The sequence below is a fragment of the Streptomyces sp. NPDC104226 genome, from assembly GCF_055584085.1.
Genome location: NZ_JBVJMS010000010.1, coordinates 358,747 through 373,495 on the forward strand (window position 1 = coordinate 358,747; position 14,749 = coordinate 373,495).

Sequence of the window (14,749 nt, forward strand, 5' to 3'; positions counted from 1 at the left end):
ATGGGTGCGGAGCAGATCAGGCGTTGGGAGTCGGGTGCGCTCGCGCACGCGGTGACCGATCCCTTCGGCCAGGGCCCCCTGCCGTGGTTCCGGGGCAGCGAGCTCTACTACGACGACAACGGTCAGGTCGTGCCCTGGTACGTGGATCCGGCCGTGGCCGCAGGTCCGGGGCAGCAGGTCCCGCGGGCCCGTGGTGCGGGCGGCCCCCGCACCGCCGACGACGTGCACCGGCAGATCAAGGGGTTCGCCTCCACGGGGGCCGTCGCGCCCGGTGAGGCCATCGACTTCCACATCACGGTGGATCCGCCCCAGCAGTTCTCCGTGGACGTCTACCGCATCGGTCACTACGGCGGCGACGGCGCCTCCAAGATCACCACCAGTCCCCGGCTCTCCGGCATCGTCCAGCCCGCGCCCCTGACCGCCGACCGCACCGTCTCCTGCCACCACTGGTGGCTGTCCTGGCGCCTCCAGGTCCCCTCGTACTGGAGCATCGGCGCCTACGTGGCGGTCCTGACGACCGCCGACGGATACCGCTCGCACATCCCCTTCACGGTGCGCGACGACCACCCGGCCGATCTGCTGCTCCTGCTGCCCGACATCACCTGGCAGGCCTACAACCTCTACCCGGAGGACGGCAGAACGGGCGCGAGCCTCTACCACGCCTGGGACGAGGAGGGCCGGCTGCTCGGCGAGCGCGACGCCGCCATCACCGTCTCCTTCGACCGCCCCTACGCCGGCGCGGGCCTGCCCCTGCACGTGGGCCACGCCTACGACTTCATCCGCTGGGCCGAGCGCTACGGCTACGACCTCGCCTATGCCGACGCCCGCGACCTGCATGCCGGCCGCGTGGACCCCACCCGCTACCGGGGCCTGGTCTTCCCCGGTCACGACGAGTACTGGTCCGGCCCCATGCGCCGGACGGTCGAGCGCGCCCGCGACCACGGGACCTCGCTCGTCTTCCTCTCGGCCAACACCATGTACTGGCAGGTCGAGCTCTCCCCCTCGCCCTCGGGCGTCGACGACCGGCTGCTGACCTGCCGGAAACGCCGCGGCCCCGGCCGCTCCAGCCTCTGGCGCGAGGTGGACCGTCCGGAGCAGCAGCTGCTGGGCATCCAGTACGCGGGCCGGGTCCCGGAGCCCGCGCCCCTCGTCGTGCGCAACTCCACGCACTGGCTCTGGGACTCCACCGGAGCCGCGGAGAACGACGAACTGCCCGGCCTGGTCGCGGGCGAGGCCGACCGGTACTTCCCGCGCACGCAGCTCCCCGAGCACCAGAGCCGGATCCTGCTCGCGCACTCCCCGTACGAGGACGGCGACGGCCACCGCCGCCACCAGGAGACCTCCCTCTACCGGGCCCCCAGCGGTGCGCTGGTCTTCGCGTCCGGCACCTTCGCCTGGTCCCCGGCCCTCGACCGCCCCGGGCACGTGGACGAGCGGGTCCAGCGGGCCACCGCGAACCTCCTCGACCGGATCTGCAAGAGGGACTGACCGGGGGCGAGCGGACCCGTTGTCCGCGGCTGCGGGCAGGTGCGGGAGAATGGCCCTGCGCTCGTACAGAACCACAGGGAGACTCCGTGCCCGGATTCGTCGAAAAGCCCGAGCCGGTCCAGGTGCCCGGCCTCGTCCACCTCCACACCGGCAAGGTCCGCGACCTCTACCGCGACGAGGACGGCAACCTCGTCATGGTCGCCAGCGACCGCATCTCCGCCGCCGACTGGGTGCTGCCCACCGAGATCCCGGACAAGGGCCGGATCCTGACCCAGCTCTCCCTGTGGTGGTTCGACCAGCTCGCGGACCTCGTCCCGAACCACGTCATCAGCACCGAGCTGCCCGCCGGCGCCCCCGCCGACTGGGCCGGCCGCGCCCTGGTCTGCCGGAACCTCGACATGGTCCCCGTCGAGTGCGTGGCCCGCGGCTACCTGACCGGCTCGGGCCTCGCCGAGTACGCGAAGACCCGTACGGTCTGCGGACTGGCCCTGCCCGAGGGCCTGGTCGACGGCTCCGAGCTGCCCGCCCCGATCTTCACCCCGGCCGCCAAGGCCGAGGTCGGCGAGCACGACGAGAACGTCTCCTACGAGGAGGTCGCGCGCACCCAGGGCGCCGAGACGGCCGCCCTGCTGCGCCAGACCACCCTCGCCGTGTACGGCAGGGCCCGGGACATCGCCCGTGACCGCGGGATCATCCTGGCGGACACCAAGTTCGAGTTCGGCTTCGACAAGGACGGCAGCCTGGTCGCCGCCGACGAGGTGCTGACCCCGGACTCCTCGCGCTTCTGGCCGGCCGACCTGTGGGAGCCGGGCCACGCCCAGTCGTCCTTCGACAAGCAGTACGTCCGCGACTGGCTGTCCTCCCCGGCCTCCGGCTGGGACTCCAAGGGCGAACTCCCGCCGCCCGCCCTCCCCCAGGAGGTCGTGGAGCAGACCCGCTCCCGCTACGTCGAGGCCTACGAGCGCCTCACCGGCCAGACCTGGGCCTGAGGCGAGAACGGTGAAGGGGCCCCGGAAACGGGGCCCCTTCACCGTCCGGCCCGGAGCCGCAAACGAATCCGGATCCGGAAACGAAAGAAGCCCCGGTCCGAGGACCGGGGCTTCTTACTGCTGAGCGGACAACGCGACTCGAACGCGCGACATCCACCTTGGCAAGGTGGTGCTCTACCAACTGAGCTATGTCCGCAGGTGCGCCGTAGCGCGAGAACTACTATACCCAACCCCGGGCCCGTGCGAGACGCACTGCCGTGTGCCGGTTCTCGGCGCCCAGTTTGGTGGCCGCCGAGGACAGGTAGTTCCGTACCGTCCCCGGGGACAGCGAGGCCCGCTCCGCGATCTCCGCGATCGGCGCCCCGTCCCCCGCCAGTTCCAGCACCTCGGCCTCGCGGGCGGTCAGCGGGGAGTCGCCCGCGCTGATCGCGTCGGCCGCCAACTCCGGGTCCACGTACCGGCCTCCGGCGTGCACGGTGCGGATCAGCTCGGCCAGCCGCTGCGCCGAAACGGTCTTCGGCGCGAAGGCCCGTACGCCCGCGGCGAGGGCCCGCTTGAGGTGTCCGGGCCGCCCGTGGCTGGTCACGATCATGGTCTTGCAGTCGGGGAGTTCGGCCCGCAGGGATGTGGCCACGCTCACACCGTCGGCCCCCGGCATCTGCAGGTCCAGCACCGCCACGTCGGGCCGGTGGGCCCGCGCCATCGCGAGGGCTTCCGGCCCCGAGGCGGCCTCGGCGACGACCAGCAGATCGTCCTCCAGCCCCAGCAGCGCGGCCAGCGCGCCCCGGATCAGGTGCTCGTCGTCGGCCAGCAGTACGCGTACGGGGCTCATGCCCGCGCCTCCAGTTCTCGGATCGGACCGGCCGCCGGGCCGGGTATCTGCGCCCGCAGCCGGAACCGGCCGCCGTCCACCGGGCCGGCCTCCAGCGTGCCGTCCAGCACCGCGAGCCGTTCCCGCAGGCCCGCGAGCCCCGAGCCCGGCGGCCCGGCCGGGGCCTTGGGGACCCCGTCGTTCTCCACGACCAGCGTGAGCGCGCCCGAGGGGGCGGCCGTCAGCCGGATCACGCAGCTGCGGGCGTCGCCGTGGCGCAGCACGTTCGTCGTCGCCTCGCGCACCACCCAGCCGAGCGCCGACTGGGCCTCGGCGGGCAGCTCGCGGCCCTGTTCGTACTCGACGAGGCAGTCCATCCCGGCTGCGTGCAGGACCCCGCGCGCGCCTTCCAGCTCCACCGCGAGATTGGCCTCGCGGTAGCCGCGGACCACGTCGCGGACCTCCTTCTGGGACTCCCGGGCGATCCGCTGCACCTCGATCATCTGGTCGATGGCCTCGGGGCGTTCGCGCCGCGCGAGCTGCACGGCCAGCTCGCTCTTGAGGGCGATCACCGCCAGGTTGCGGCCCATCACGTCGTGCAGGTCCCGGCCGAACCGCAGCCGCTCCTCGGCCACCGCGAGCTGCGCCTGGACCTCGCGGGCCCGGTCCAGCTCCCACACGGTGTCGAGGAGCCAGGCGGAGAACCCGCAGGCGAAGCAGAGGAAGGCGCTGGTCAGCAGCACTCCGACGGCCAGACCGGCGGATTCGCCCGCCGAGACGCCGAAGGCGAGGGACGCCAGGCCGACGAAGGCGGCCGTGGCCGGAGCCACGTAGCGCATGTGCCGGACCGTGCGCAGGCACAGGACGAGCGTGCCGCTGGCGAAGCAGGTCATGCCGACCACCAGGGTCGGGGCGACGTTCGGGCTGGGGACGAGGTCCGCCGCGCGCAGGCCGAGGACGCCCAGGGAGGCGGCGGCGGTCACGGCGGTGACGGTGACCGCGAGCCGCACGGGCCGCTCGCGCCGTCCCAGGATCCAGTCGATCGACCGGGAGGAGAGGAAGCCGACGAGCAGGGACTGCGCGCACACCGTCAGGAAGAGCGCGACCGCGAGCGCCGGGGCGGTCTTCTCGACCATCGATCCCAGCGCGACCAGTCCGATCGACACGATCTCGATGACCACGAAGAAGTGGAACGACCAGCGCGTGTACAGCTCGACCTTGCCGGCGCTGCTGCGGTTCTTCCACCAGCCGCTCAGTTTCATGGGCCCAGTCTCGCGGCCGCCGGGCCGGGCCGGCCATGACACCTGTCATGGATCTCCGAGTTCGGGGAGATCCACGACAAAGGCCCCGGTCAATGACCGGGGCCTTCATACGCTGAGCGGACGACGCGACTCGAACGCGCGACATCCACCTTGGCAAGGTGGTGCTCTACCAACTGAGCTACGTCCGCATGCTTCTCACGACAAACTGCCGTGCGATGCGTGCATCACTCTACCTGATCCACAACCGTGGTCGGTAAAGCGAGCAGAGCGGGTGACAGGGATCGCACACTGCGCCTTCCTCCTGGAAGGAGGATGTTCTGCTACTGAACTACACCCGCACGACTTCGGGGTCCGGCTTGCGACCGCAGCCCCTCGGCGTGATCCACACACTAGCGGACCGGTGGGGGTGGATGGCAAATCGGCTCTCAGTGAGCGGCGTTGTACTCCTCGTAGACCTTCTTCGGGATCCGCCCGCGCGGCGGGACGTCGAGGTGGTTGGAGCGGGCCCAGGCCCTGACCACCGCCGGGTCGGGGGCGATGGAGGTGTGCTTGAAGGCCTTCCCGGAGCGGGCCTGCCGGCGGCCCGCGGCCACGAAGGGGGCGAGGCTCTTCCGCAGTTTCTTTGCGTTGGCCACATTGAGGTCGATCTCGTACGACTTACCGTCCAGCCCGAAGACGACCGTTTCCGATGCATCTCCGCCATCGATGTCGTCGGAGATCGTGACTACTACGCGCTGCGCCACGGATATCGGTCCCTTCGTGCGACGCCGCTCCCGCTTGACGTGCGCGGACGGAGCGGTGATGTCGCCTGTGTGGATGTTTCGGAGGAATGCATCTTTCTGGCGTCGCCGTGCACCGAAAAATGCCGGGGCATCGGAGGAATCCTTTGTACCCCGATTCTCATTGCATTGCGAAGCCCAGTTAATTATCTCCGCGTGTCCCGCCGCAATGCCGGGCACGTGGTTTTCCGGGGGATTTTGCGAAGCGTTGGTGAAGCCGAAACGGCGTGGAGGATCATACAAGAGAGAAATCTACCCGCGTAGAAATTTCCTACAGGTACGCTGAGGGAACCGCCTTCGCACCAACCACCTCATCGGGAGTGCCAGTGGCACGCGTCGTAGTCGACGTCATGCTCAAGCCGGAGATCCTCGACCCCCAGGGCCAGGCGGTGCAGCGTGCACTGCCGCGCCTGGGCTTCGAAGGGATCGCCGACGTCCGCCAGGGGAAGCGCTTCGAACTGGAGGTGGAGGGACCGGTCGACCAGGCCGCCCTCGACCGCATCCACAAGATGGCCGAAACCTTCCTCGCCAACACCGTCATCGAAGACTTCACCGTGAAGGTCGAGGCCTGACGGTGACCACTCGCATCGGAGTCGTCACGTTCCCCGGAACGCTCGACGACCGTGACTCGCTGCGCGCCGTGCGCCTCGCGGGAGCCGAGCCCGTATCGCTCTGGCACCGCGACAAGGACCTGCACCAGGTCGACGCGGTCGTCCTCGCGGGCGGCTTCTCCTACGGGGACTACCTGCGCGCCGGAGCCATCTCCCGCTTCTCGCCGGTGATGGAGAGCATCATCGAGCAGGCCAGGGGCGGCATGCCCGTCCTCGGCATCTGCAACGGCTTCCAGATCCTCACCGAGGCCCACCTGCTGCCGGGGGCGATGCTCCGCAACAACCACCTGCACTTCATCTGCCGCGACCAGAAGCTGCGGGTGGAGAACGCGGAGACCGCCTGGACCGGTGACTACACCGCCGGCGAGGAGATCTCCGTACCGCTCAAGAACATGGACGGCCGCTACGTGGCCGACGAGCGGGTGCTGGACGAACTGGAGGCCGAAGGCCGCGTGGCCTTCCGGTACCTGGACGTGAACCCGAACGGCTCGCTGCGCGACATCGCCGGCATCACCAACGCCGCGGGCAACGTCGTCGGCCTCATGCCGCACCCCGAGCACGCGGTCGAGCCGCTGATCGGGACGGGCCGCACCGACGGCCTCCCGTTCTTCACCTCGGTCCTGAAGAAGCTGGTCAGCGCATGAGCCTCGACACCGTCAAGAACGCCACCGAGACCCCGGACGCCTCCCAGCCCTGGAAGGAACTCGGCCTCAAGGAGGACGAGTACGCCCGGATCCGCGAGATCCTCGACCGCCGTCCCACCGGCGCCGAGCTCGCCATGTACTCCGTCATGTGGTCCGAGCACTGCTCGTACAAGAGCAGCAAGGTCCACCTGAAGCAGTTCGGCGAGAAGGTCCCGCAGAACGACGCCATGCTCGTCGGCATCGGCGAGAACGCCGGAGTCGTCGACGTCGGCCAGGGTTACGCGGTCACCTTCAAGGTCGAGTCGCACAACCACCCCAGCTACATCGAGCCCTACCAGGGCGCGGCCACCGGCATCGGCGGCATCGTCCGCGACATCCTCGCCATGGGCGCCCGCCCCGTCGCCGTCGTCGACCCGCTGCGCTTCGGCGCGGCCGACCACCCCGACACCAAGCGCGTCCTGCCGGGCGTCGTCGCGGGCATCGGCGGCTACGGCAACTGCCTGGGCCTGCCGAACATCGGCGGCGAGGTCGTCTTCGACGCCTGCTACCAGGGCAACCCCCTCGTCAACGCCGGCTGCATCGGCGTCATGAAGCACGAGGACATCCACCTCGCCCAGGCCTCCGGCCCCGGCAACAAGGTCATCCTCTACGGCGCCCGCACGGGCGGCGACGGCATCGGCGGCGTCTCCGTCCTCGCCTCGGAGACCTTCGACGACACCAAGCCCACCAAGCGCCCCGCGGTGCAGGTCGGCGACCCCTTCCAGGAGAAGCTCCTCATCGAGTGCACCCTGGAGATCTTCAAGGAGAAGCTGGTCGCGGGCATCCAGGACCTCGGCGGCGCCGGGCTCTCCTGCGCCACGAGCGAGCTGGCCTCCGCGGGCACCGGCGGCATGCGGGTCGACCTCGACACCGTTCCGCTGCGCGACGCGACGCTCTCGCCCGAGGAAATCCTCATGAGCGAGTCGCAGGAGCGCATGTGCGCGATCGTCGAACCGCAGCACGTGGACCGCTTCATGGAGATCTGCGAGAAGTGGGACGTCATCGCCACCGTCATCGGTGAGGTGACCGAGGGCGACCACCTGGAGATCTTCTGGCACGGCGAGCTCATCGTGGACGTGCCCCCGGGCACCGTCGCCCACGAGGGCCCGACCTACCACCGCCCGTACGCACGCCCCGAGTGGCAGGACGCGCTCCAGGCCGACGACGCGGGCAAGCTGCCCCGGCCGCAGACCGGCGAGGAGCTGCGCGCGCAGGTCCTGGCCCTGGTCTCGTCGCCGAACCAGGCGTCGAAGTCCTGGATCACCGACCAGTACGACCGCTTCGTCCAGGGCAACACGGTGCTCTCGCAGCCCGAGGACGCCGGCATGGTCCGCATCGACGAGGAGACCAACCTCGGCGTGGCCATGTCCACGGACGGCAACGGCCGTTACGCGAAGCTCGACCCCTACACGGGTGCGCAGCTCGCGCTGGCCGAGTCCTACCGCAACGTGGCCGCGACCGGCGCCAAGCCCCTCGCGATCTCCGACTGCCTGAACTTCGGCTCCCCCGAGGACCCGGACGTCATGTGGCAGTTCGCCGAGGCCACCCGCGGTCTCGCGGACGGCTGCCTGGAGCTGGGCACCCCGGTGACCGGCGGCAACGTCTCCCTCTACAACCAGACGGGCGACATCGCCATCCACCCGACCCCGGTCGTGGCGGTCCTCGGCGTGATCGACGACGTCAACCGCCGTACGCCGATGGCGTTCGCGGAGGCCGGCCAGCTGCTGTACCTGCTCGGCGACACCGCCGAGGAGTTCGGCGGCTCGGCCTGGTCCGAGGTGGTCCACCAGCACCTCGGCGGCATGCCGCCCAAGGTCGACCTGGGCCGCGAGAAGCTCCTCGCGGAGATCCTCATCTCGGCCTCGCGCGACGGCATGATCGACGCCGCGCACGACCTGTCCGACGGAGGCGTGATCCAGGCGCTCACCGAGTCCTGCCTCAAGGGCGGCAACGGTGCGCGGATCGTGGTGCCCGAGGCGCTGGACGCCTTCACCTTCCTGTTCTCCGAGTCCGCGGGCCGCGCCATCGTGGCCGTCCCGCGCAGCGAGGAACTCCGCTTCACCGACATGTGCGGTGCGCGGGGCCTGCCGGCGACCCGGATCGGTGTCGTGGACGGCGAGGAGATCGAGGTCCAGGGCGAGTTCACCCTCCCCCTGGCCGAGCTCCGCACCGCCCACGAGGCCACCATCCCGGCGCTGCTCGCCTGAGCCGCCGCCGCTCTTCGTGAGCCGAGCCCCCGTCCGGAACCATTCCGGGCGGGGGCTCGTCCGTTTCCGCAAGGAGCCCGCGCCGACGGCGGTGGCGGGGCCGGCGGGGGAACGGGGCCCAGATGGTACAGAGCGGGAGACGCCGGCTCCTCGGGGCCGGGATACCGGTGATGGTGGTGGCCGTCGGGGTGGGCGGCTGGCTCGTCTACGACCACTCCGGTGACCGCGCGCGGAGCCGGGCGGAGATCGTCGAGAACTGCCAGGGACTGGTCGATCCGGGCATGGTGACGGGCTTCGGCATGCCCCGGGTGGAGGCGGGCGCCACGGCGGAGAACGCGTGCATCCTGCGGCGCGAGGTGACGTTCGAGGGCCAGGAGCAGATGGACGACTGGGTCTCCGTCACGGTGGTGACCTCGAAGGACCCCGAACCGGGCGGAAGCCGGTTCGTCGGCGGCAGCTTCGAGATCACGGCGATCGCGAAGTGCGCCGACCCGTCCGGGTCCGGCGGAGTCACCGCCCTGCGGGCCACCGCCGCCGGCGAGGGCGACGGACGGGGCAACCGGGGGCGCGGCCTCCTGACGGGGCTGGCCCGCGAGGCGGCCGTGCGCGCCGCGGCGAAGGCCGGCTGCGAGACCAGCCTGCCCCCGGCCCCCAAGGACTAGGGTCGGGCCCATGCCGCCTGCCAAGAAGAAGCCGCGTACCTACGACCACGCCAGGACCCGTACGGCCGTCCTCGCGCAGTTCGGGCATGTACGGGACGCCGTACGGGAGTTGGATGAGGAGCAGCTCGCCCGCCCGAGCGGGGTCGGGGACTGGTCCGTCGCCGAGCTCGCCGCGCACATCGCGTGGATCGCCGACTCGCTGGCCGGCGGCCTCGCCCGGCCGCCCGCGGCCGTCGCCGAACTGTCGGCCGCCGAGTGGCCGTTCGCGACGGCTTCGCTCGCCGGGAAGATCGCGGAAGCGGCCGAGGAGACCCTGGAGGGCGCCCCGCTCGCCGAGCTCTACGACCGGGCCGGAGAGCGCCTGGCCGAGGCGCTCGACGCGAACCGGGGCGGTCGGGTGCTGGACCTGTGGATCGGGGCGATGACCCTGGCCGACTTCCTGGTCACCCGCACCGTCGAGCTCGTCGTCCACACCGACGACCTGCGCCGCGCCACCGGACTGGACATCCCCGTGGACCGCCAGGCCCTGGCCGCGTGCACCCGGCTGCTGGCCGACGCCCTTGCGCTCAGGGCTCCGGGCGGGGCGGTGGAGTTCAGGGTCCCGCCGTTCGCGGTGGTGCAGTGCGTGGAGGGCCCCCGGCACACGCGGGGCACCCCGCCGAACGTGGTGGAGACCGATCCGCTGACCTGGATCCGGCTGGCCACCGGCCGTACGAGCTGGGCCGAAGCGCTGGACGGGGCCCAGGTCCGGGCCAGCGGGGAGCGCGCCGACCTCTCGGCGCTGCTCCCCCTGATGGGCTGATCCGGGAACCGGTTCGCGGCCGGCCGCGTCCCATCGGCATGCGTACGCTGCCGCTCCTTCCCGCCGCCCTGGTCGCCGTACTCGCGCTGTCCGCCACCGCCACCGCCTGTGGTGACGGCGGCGGGACGCCGGGGACGCATCCCGTCCACGGGTTCTCCGGCCCCTGGTCGGTCGAGAGCCTGACCGTCGACGGCAAGGAGCTGCCGGCCCCCGCCTCCGCGGCCCGGCTGAGCGTGGAGCGCGGCAGGGGCAACGAGGGCGAGGTCACCGGCAACTACGGCTGCAACGGCTTCACCTCCGCCGTGGTCTTCGACTCCGCGACCACCATGACGGTGACCCCGGGCGCGACGACCGAGATGGCCTGCGCGGACCTGCCCTTCGAGACGGCCTACCGCTCGCTGCTCCGGGGCAGGCTGACCGTGCAGCAGAGCGGGGAGACGATCACCTTGAAGACCCCGGAGGGGAACGTGATCGCCCTGACCTCGAAGCCCCCGGCCCCCGATGCCCCGCTCCTCGCCACGCAGTGGACCGTCGACTCCCTGATCAAGGGCGAGACGGCCTCCTCGGTCCCGGCCGACGCCGAGGGCCGGGCCCGCTTCACCCTGGCCGCGGACGGGACGATGAGCGGCAGCCTCGGCTGCAACCGCTTCAACGCCTCGGCCGCCGTCGAGGGGAACCGGCTCACCGTCGGCCCCCTCACCACGACCCGGATGGCCTGCGAGGGCGGCCCCGGCGAGCTCGAACGCACCCTCACCGCCCTCTTCGGCTCGGGCCCGCTCGACTGGAAGGTCCAGGGCGACACCCTCACCCTGACCGCCACCGGTTCGGGCACCACCGTCACCGCGAAGGCGGCCTCGGCCGTCGAGTGACCGGGGCCCCCGCCGTCCACACCCGCCGTTCACCCCCGCCGTCCACAGGCTGTGGATCCCGGCGGGGGCCGGCCCCGCCCGGGACCGCCGTACGGCCGGTGATCAGCCCGGGTACGGCAGCAGTCCCGCGTCCGTCTTCTCCCAGGCCGCGCGGAGTTCGGCCAGGCGGGCCGGCTCCAGGGCCGCCTTGTCGGCCTGCTCGCGGATGTCGCCGGCCAGGTTGAAGAGCTGGTCGCGGCCCGTCTTGCCGCGGTAGTACTTCCAGTCGCCGCGGCGCAGCGCCCGCTCCCCGCGGACCCGCCAGAAGAGGCTGCGCTCGGCGACCTTCTCGCCGCGCAGCAGGTACCCGGCCAGGCTGACCCCGTCCAGCGGGTACGCCGGGTTCGCGCGGGTGCCCGCCAGTTCCAGCAGGGTGGCCGTCCAGTCCGGGGTGAAGACCGGCACGCGGCTGACCTGGCCGCCGTCGAGCCGGGCGGGCCAGCGGACGATGTTCGGGACGCGGATGCCGCCCTCCTGGAGGGAGGCCTTGTTGCCCGAGAGCGGCCAGTTGTGGGAGAAGCGCTCGCCGCCGTTGTCGCTGGAGAAGAAGACCAGGGTGTCCTCCTCCTGCCCGGAGCGCTTCAGCGCCTTCAGCACCTCGCCGACCGAGCGGTCGAGGTCCTCCACCATCTGCCGGTACTTCTCGATCGAGCCGCCGTCCTGGTGCCACAGGGCCCGCCCGTCGCCGGCCTTGATCCGGCGGGTGACCTCGGCGCTCGCCTCGGTGTCGCCGTCCGCGATCCAAGGCCAGTGCGGGGTGGTGAAGTTGAGGTTCAGCAGCCACGGCTTCTTCCCGTGGTCGCGGGAGACGTACTCGCTCGCGCGCTCGGTCAGGATCCGGGTGTAGTAGCGCAGGTCCTTGTACTCGGCGTCGCCCTCGTAGAGGTCGTACTCCCCGCCCAGGCCCAGCTTGGAGTAGTACTCCAGGGCTCCGCCGAAGTTGCCGAAGAACTCGTCCCAGCCGGACTTGGTCGGGCTGTAGTCGGGCAGGTAGCCGCAGTGCCACTTGCCTATCAGCGCCGTCGCGTAGCCGGAGTCGCGCAGCAGCGAGGCGAGCGTCGGGTGGGTCGGCTCCAGGCCCGCCGTCTTGTCCGCGATGGGTTCGGCGAGCCCGCCCTCGGCGCGGCCCGGGTAGCGGCCGGTGTACAGGCTGAAGCGGGTCGGGGAGCAGGTCGCGGAGCCGGAGTAGGCGTCGGTGAAGCGGACGCCCTGGCGGGCGAGCCGGTCCAGGTTCGGGGTCTTGATGTTCGGGGAGCCGTAGGAGGACAGGTCGGCCCAGCCGAGGTCGTCCCCGAGGATGAACAGGATGTTCGGGCGGCGGGAGCGGCGTCCCCGGTCGGCCCGGAACTCCCGTTCCTGCGGGGCCGCGTGCCGGTCCTCCGCGGTCGGCGCCGCGTGGGCCGGGGCGGCTGCGCCCAGTCCCACCGCTGCGGCGGCCGCGGTCGCGCCGACCGCGCCGCCGAAGGCGCGCCGGGACAGGTGGGGTTCGTACGAGGTCACGGGTACTCCAGAGCAGGGCCCGCCGGCCGTCGGCGCGGTCCGGCTCCGGGCGGCGCGGGACGGCGCGGGGCACGGCGGAGCGGATGCGGACGGAAAGCGGCGGGGAAAGGCGAAAAAGAAAAGGAAAAGCGGCGTGTGACTACGCAGAACAGCGACAGATGGCGCTGGCGACACGGACGAGGTCCACGTGTCGGCGCGCGACGAGGGTGACGGTGCCGTCACCGAGAGGCTGCATGGGCCGGAGCTTGTACGAAACGACAGGCGGCTGTCAACCAGGGCAATCCGGATATTGAGACGGCCGGCTTCCGAACAGGTTTCGTCACCCTGCGTGCTGTGACATTTCCCGGGCATCCCCAATTCGGACCAGTGGTCGATCTCGCCTACACTCGGGGGCGTGCCTCGTGGTGATGGACGACTCAACCACGACCTGCTCCCCGGCGAAAAGGGCCCCCAGGACGCTTGCGGCGTCTTCGGTGTCTGGGCTCCGGGTGAAGAGGTCGCCAAGCTCACCTACTTCGGACTGTATGCACTGCAGCACCGTGGACAAGAGTCCGCGGGTATCGCTGTGAGCAACGGTTCCCAGATCCTCGTCTTCAAGGACATGGGCCTCGTTTCCCAGGTCTTCGACGAAACCTCTCTCGGCTCGCTCCAGGGTCATATCGCGGTCGGTCACGCCCGCTACTCGACCACTGGCGCCTCCGTCTGGGAGAACGCCCAACCGACCTTCCGTGCGACCGCCCACGGCTCCATTGCCCTGGGTCACAACGGCAACCTGGTGAACACCGCCGAGTTGGCCGAGATGGTCGCCGACCTCCCCCGTCAGGACGGCCGCGCCACCCAGGTGGCGGCCACCAACGACACCGACCTGGTCACCGCCCTGCTGGCCGGCCAGACGGACGACGACGGCAAGCCCCTGACCATCGAGGAGTCGGCCACCAAGGTCCTCCCGAAGGTGAAGGGCGCCTTCTCGCTCGTCTTCATGGACGAGGGCACGCTCTACACCGCTCGTGACCCGCAGGGCATCCGCCCGCTGGTCCTCGGCCGCCTGGAGCGCGGCTGGGTGGTGGCGAGCGAGACCGCCGCCCTCGACATCTGCGGCGCCAGCTTCGTCCGCGAGGTCGAGCCGGGCGAGCTGATCGCGATCGACGAGAACGGTCTCCGGACCTCTCGATTCGCGGAAGCGAAGCCCAAGGGCTGTGTCTTCGAGTACGTCTACCTGGCGCGCCCGGACACCGACATCGCCGGCCGGAACGTCTACCTCTCGCGTGTCGAGATGGGACGGCGCCTGGCCAAGGAAGCCCCTGCCGAGGCCGACCTGGTGATATCGACGCCGGAGTCCGGGACGCCCGCCGCCGTCGGATACGCCGAAGCCAGCGGGATCCCGTACGGCGTCGGCCTGGTCAAGAACGCCTACGTGGGCCGGACCTTCATCCAGCCCTCGCAGACGATCCGCCAGCTCGGCATCCGACTCAAGCTCAACCCCCTCAAGGAAGTCATCCGGGGCAAGCGCCTAGTGGTCGTCGACGACTCGATCGTCCGCGGCAACACCCAGCGCGCGCTGGTCAAGATGCTCCGCGAGGCCGGTGCGGCGGAGGTCCACATCCGGATCTCCTCGCCGCCGGTGAAGTGGCCGTGCTTCTTCGGCATCGACTTCGCCACCCGGGCCGAGCTGATCGCCAACGGCATGACGGTCGACGAGATCGCCACGTCGCTGGGCGCGGACTCGCTCTCGTACATCTCGCTCGACTCGATGATCGAGGCGACGACCATCCAGAAGCCCAACCTCTGCCGTGCCTGCTTCGACGGCGAGTACCCCATGGAGCTGCCCGACCCGCAGCTCCTGGGCAAGCAGCTCCTGGAGACGGAGCTGGCCGGCGGCACCGACGCCGCCGACGCCCTCCGGCGCCCGTAGGGCCAGAGGCACCGCCGTGGGGGGGGGGGGGGGGGGGGGGAGAGGAACCCCCCCCCCCCCCCCCCCCCCCCCCCCCCCCCCCCCCCCCGGGGAGTTTTCTTCCCTGCTTTTTCGGGGGTTGACCCAAAAAAAAAA

Annotated in this window: 14 protein-coding genes and 3 tRNA genes; 9 read left to right on the plus strand and 8 right to left on the minus strand. The window is 71.1% G+C overall.

The window, feature by feature from the left end:
* Both ACZ60J_RS30280 and ACZ60J_RS30285 read left to right on the plus strand, forming a co-directional pair.
* Window positions 1-1,488: a N,N-dimethylformamidase beta subunit family domain-containing protein gene (locus ACZ60J_RS30280; RefSeq protein WP_469686700.1), complete on the plus strand. Its 1,488-nt coding sequence runs from the start codon at window positions 1-3 to the stop codon at window positions 1,486-1,488.
* Between the two features lie 86 nt (window positions 1,489-1,574).
* Window positions 1,575-2,477 (plus strand): phosphoribosylaminoimidazolesuccinocarboxamide synthase, encoded by a 903-nt coding sequence (locus ACZ60J_RS30285; RefSeq protein ID WP_469686701.1) that lies wholly within the window; start codon window positions 1,575-1,577, stop codon window positions 2,475-2,477.
* A 123-nt stretch (window positions 2,478-2,600) separates the two neighbouring features.
* Here the strand turns inward: ACZ60J_RS30285 and ACZ60J_RS30290 are convergent.
* From ACZ60J_RS30290 to ACZ60J_RS30315, 6 genes are all read right to left on the minus strand, one after another.
* Window positions 2,601-2,673, minus strand: a tRNA-Gly gene (locus ACZ60J_RS30290).
* A 24-nt stretch (window positions 2,674-2,697) separates the two neighbouring features.
* Window positions 2,698-3,309 (minus strand): response regulator transcription factor, encoded by a 612-nt coding sequence (locus ACZ60J_RS30295; RefSeq protein WP_266907114.1) that lies wholly within the window; start codon window positions 3,307-3,309, stop codon window positions 2,698-2,700.
* Window positions 3,306-4,550: a sensor histidine kinase gene (locus ACZ60J_RS30300; RefSeq protein WP_469686703.1), complete on the minus strand. Its 1,245-nt coding sequence runs from the start codon at window positions 4,548-4,550 to the stop codon at window positions 3,306-3,308. Before ACZ60J_RS30300 ends, ACZ60J_RS30295 begins: the two co-directional genes overlap by 4 nt.
* 115 nt (window positions 4,551-4,665) lie before the next feature.
* Window positions 4,666-4,738: transfer RNA gene (locus ACZ60J_RS30305), tRNA-Gly, on the minus strand.
* A gap of 78 nt (window positions 4,739-4,816) precedes the next feature.
* Window positions 4,817-4,888, minus strand: a tRNA-Gly gene (locus ACZ60J_RS30310).
* Window positions 4,889-4,975: 87 nt separating this feature from the next.
* On the minus strand, window positions 4,976-5,293 hold the full coding sequence (locus ACZ60J_RS30315) for a histone-like nucleoid-structuring protein Lsr2 (RefSeq protein ID WP_469686705.1): 318 nt from the start codon (window positions 5,291-5,293) through the stop codon (window positions 4,976-4,978).
* Between the two features lie 356 nt (window positions 5,294-5,649).
* Here ACZ60J_RS30315 and purS point away from each other — a divergent pair, with 356 nt between their 5' ends.
* The 6 genes from purS to ACZ60J_RS30345 all read left to right on the plus strand — a co-directional run bounded on the left by purS (window position 5,650) and on the right by ACZ60J_RS30345 (window position 11,163).
* Window positions 5,650-5,901, plus strand: coding sequence for a phosphoribosylformylglycinamidine synthase subunit PurS (gene purS / locus ACZ60J_RS30320; RefSeq protein WP_008740952.1), 252 nt, complete (start codon window positions 5,650-5,652; stop codon window positions 5,899-5,901).
* A 2-nt stretch (window positions 5,902-5,903) separates the two neighbouring features.
* Complete coding sequence (gene purQ / locus ACZ60J_RS30325; protein WP_382748688.1) at window positions 5,904-6,584, plus strand: phosphoribosylformylglycinamidine synthase subunit PurQ; 681 nt, start codon at window positions 5,904-5,906, stop codon at window positions 6,582-6,584.
* A complete protein-coding gene (purL, locus tag ACZ60J_RS30330) occupies window positions 6,581-8,830 on the plus strand; it encodes a phosphoribosylformylglycinamidine synthase subunit PurL (RefSeq protein WP_469686707.1) in 2,250 nt (749 codons plus the stop codon). The genes purQ and purL overlap by 4 nt, the downstream gene beginning before the upstream one ends.
* 122 nt (window positions 8,831-8,952) lie before the next feature.
* Window positions 8,953-9,492 (plus strand): hypothetical protein, encoded by a 540-nt coding sequence (locus ACZ60J_RS30335; protein ID WP_469686709.1) that lies wholly within the window; start codon window positions 8,953-8,955, stop codon window positions 9,490-9,492.
* Window positions 9,493-9,502: 10 nt separating this feature from the next.
* Window positions 9,503-10,294, plus strand: coding sequence for a maleylpyruvate isomerase family mycothiol-dependent enzyme (locus tag ACZ60J_RS30340; protein WP_469686711.1), 792 nt, complete (start codon window positions 9,503-9,505; stop codon window positions 10,292-10,294).
* Between the two features lie 38 nt (window positions 10,295-10,332).
* A complete protein-coding gene (locus ACZ60J_RS30345) occupies window positions 10,333-11,163 on the plus strand; it encodes an META domain-containing protein (protein ID WP_469686713.1) in 831 nt (276 codons plus the stop codon).
* Window positions 11,164-11,265: 102 nt separating this feature from the next.
* Here the strand turns inward: ACZ60J_RS30345 and ACZ60J_RS30350 are convergent, their stop codons facing one another.
* Together ACZ60J_RS30350 and ACZ60J_RS30355 are read right to left on the minus strand one after the other, a co-directional pair.
* A complete protein-coding gene (locus ACZ60J_RS30350; protein ID WP_469686715.1) occupies window positions 11,266-12,702 on the minus strand; it encodes a sulfatase-like hydrolase/transferase in 1,437 nt (478 codons plus the stop codon).
* 139 nt (window positions 12,703-12,841) lie between these two features.
* On the minus strand, window positions 12,842-12,937 hold the full coding sequence (locus ACZ60J_RS30355) for a putative leader peptide (protein WP_453607822.1): 96 nt from the start codon (window positions 12,935-12,937) through the stop codon (window positions 12,842-12,844).
* Window positions 12,938-13,096: 159 nt separating this feature from the next.
* On the opposite strand from ACZ60J_RS30355, the gene purF reads away from it, so the two are divergent.
* A complete protein-coding gene (gene purF / locus ACZ60J_RS30360; RefSeq protein WP_382981336.1) occupies window positions 13,097-14,614 on the plus strand; it encodes an amidophosphoribosyltransferase in 1,518 nt (505 codons plus the stop codon).
* Window positions 14,615-14,749 lie beyond the last annotated feature (135 nt).

Excerpts from the sequence above, each read along its gene's own strand:
- ACZ60J_RS30280 (WP_469686700.1), top strand. The coding sequence starts at position 1 with ATGGGTGCGGAGCAGATCAGGCGTTGGGAGTCGGGTGCGCTCGCGCAC.
- ACZ60J_RS30295 (WP_266907114.1), bottom strand. The coding sequence starts at position 3,309 with ATGAGCCCCGTACGCGTACTGCTGGCCGACGACGAGCACCTGATCCGG.
- ACZ60J_RS30300 (WP_469686703.1), bottom strand. The coding sequence starts at position 4,550 with ATGAAACTGAGCGGCTGGTGGAAGAACCGCAGCAGCGCCGGCAAGGTC.
- purL (WP_469686707.1), top strand. The coding sequence starts at position 6,581 with ATGAGCCTCGACACCGTCAAGAACGCCACCGAGACCCCGGACGCCTCC.
- ACZ60J_RS30335 (WP_469686709.1), top strand. The coding sequence starts at position 8,953 with ATGGTACAGAGCGGGAGACGCCGGCTCCTCGGGGCCGGGATACCGGTG.
- ACZ60J_RS30340 (WP_469686711.1), top strand. The coding sequence starts at position 9,503 with ATGCCGCCTGCCAAGAAGAAGCCGCGTACCTACGACCACGCCAGGACC.
- ACZ60J_RS30345 (WP_469686713.1), top strand. The coding sequence starts at position 10,333 with ATGCGTACGCTGCCGCTCCTTCCCGCCGCCCTGGTCGCCGTACTCGCG.
- ACZ60J_RS30355 (WP_453607822.1), bottom strand. The coding sequence starts at position 12,937 with ATGCAGCCTCTCGGTGACGGCACCGTCACCCTCGTCGCGCGCCGACAC.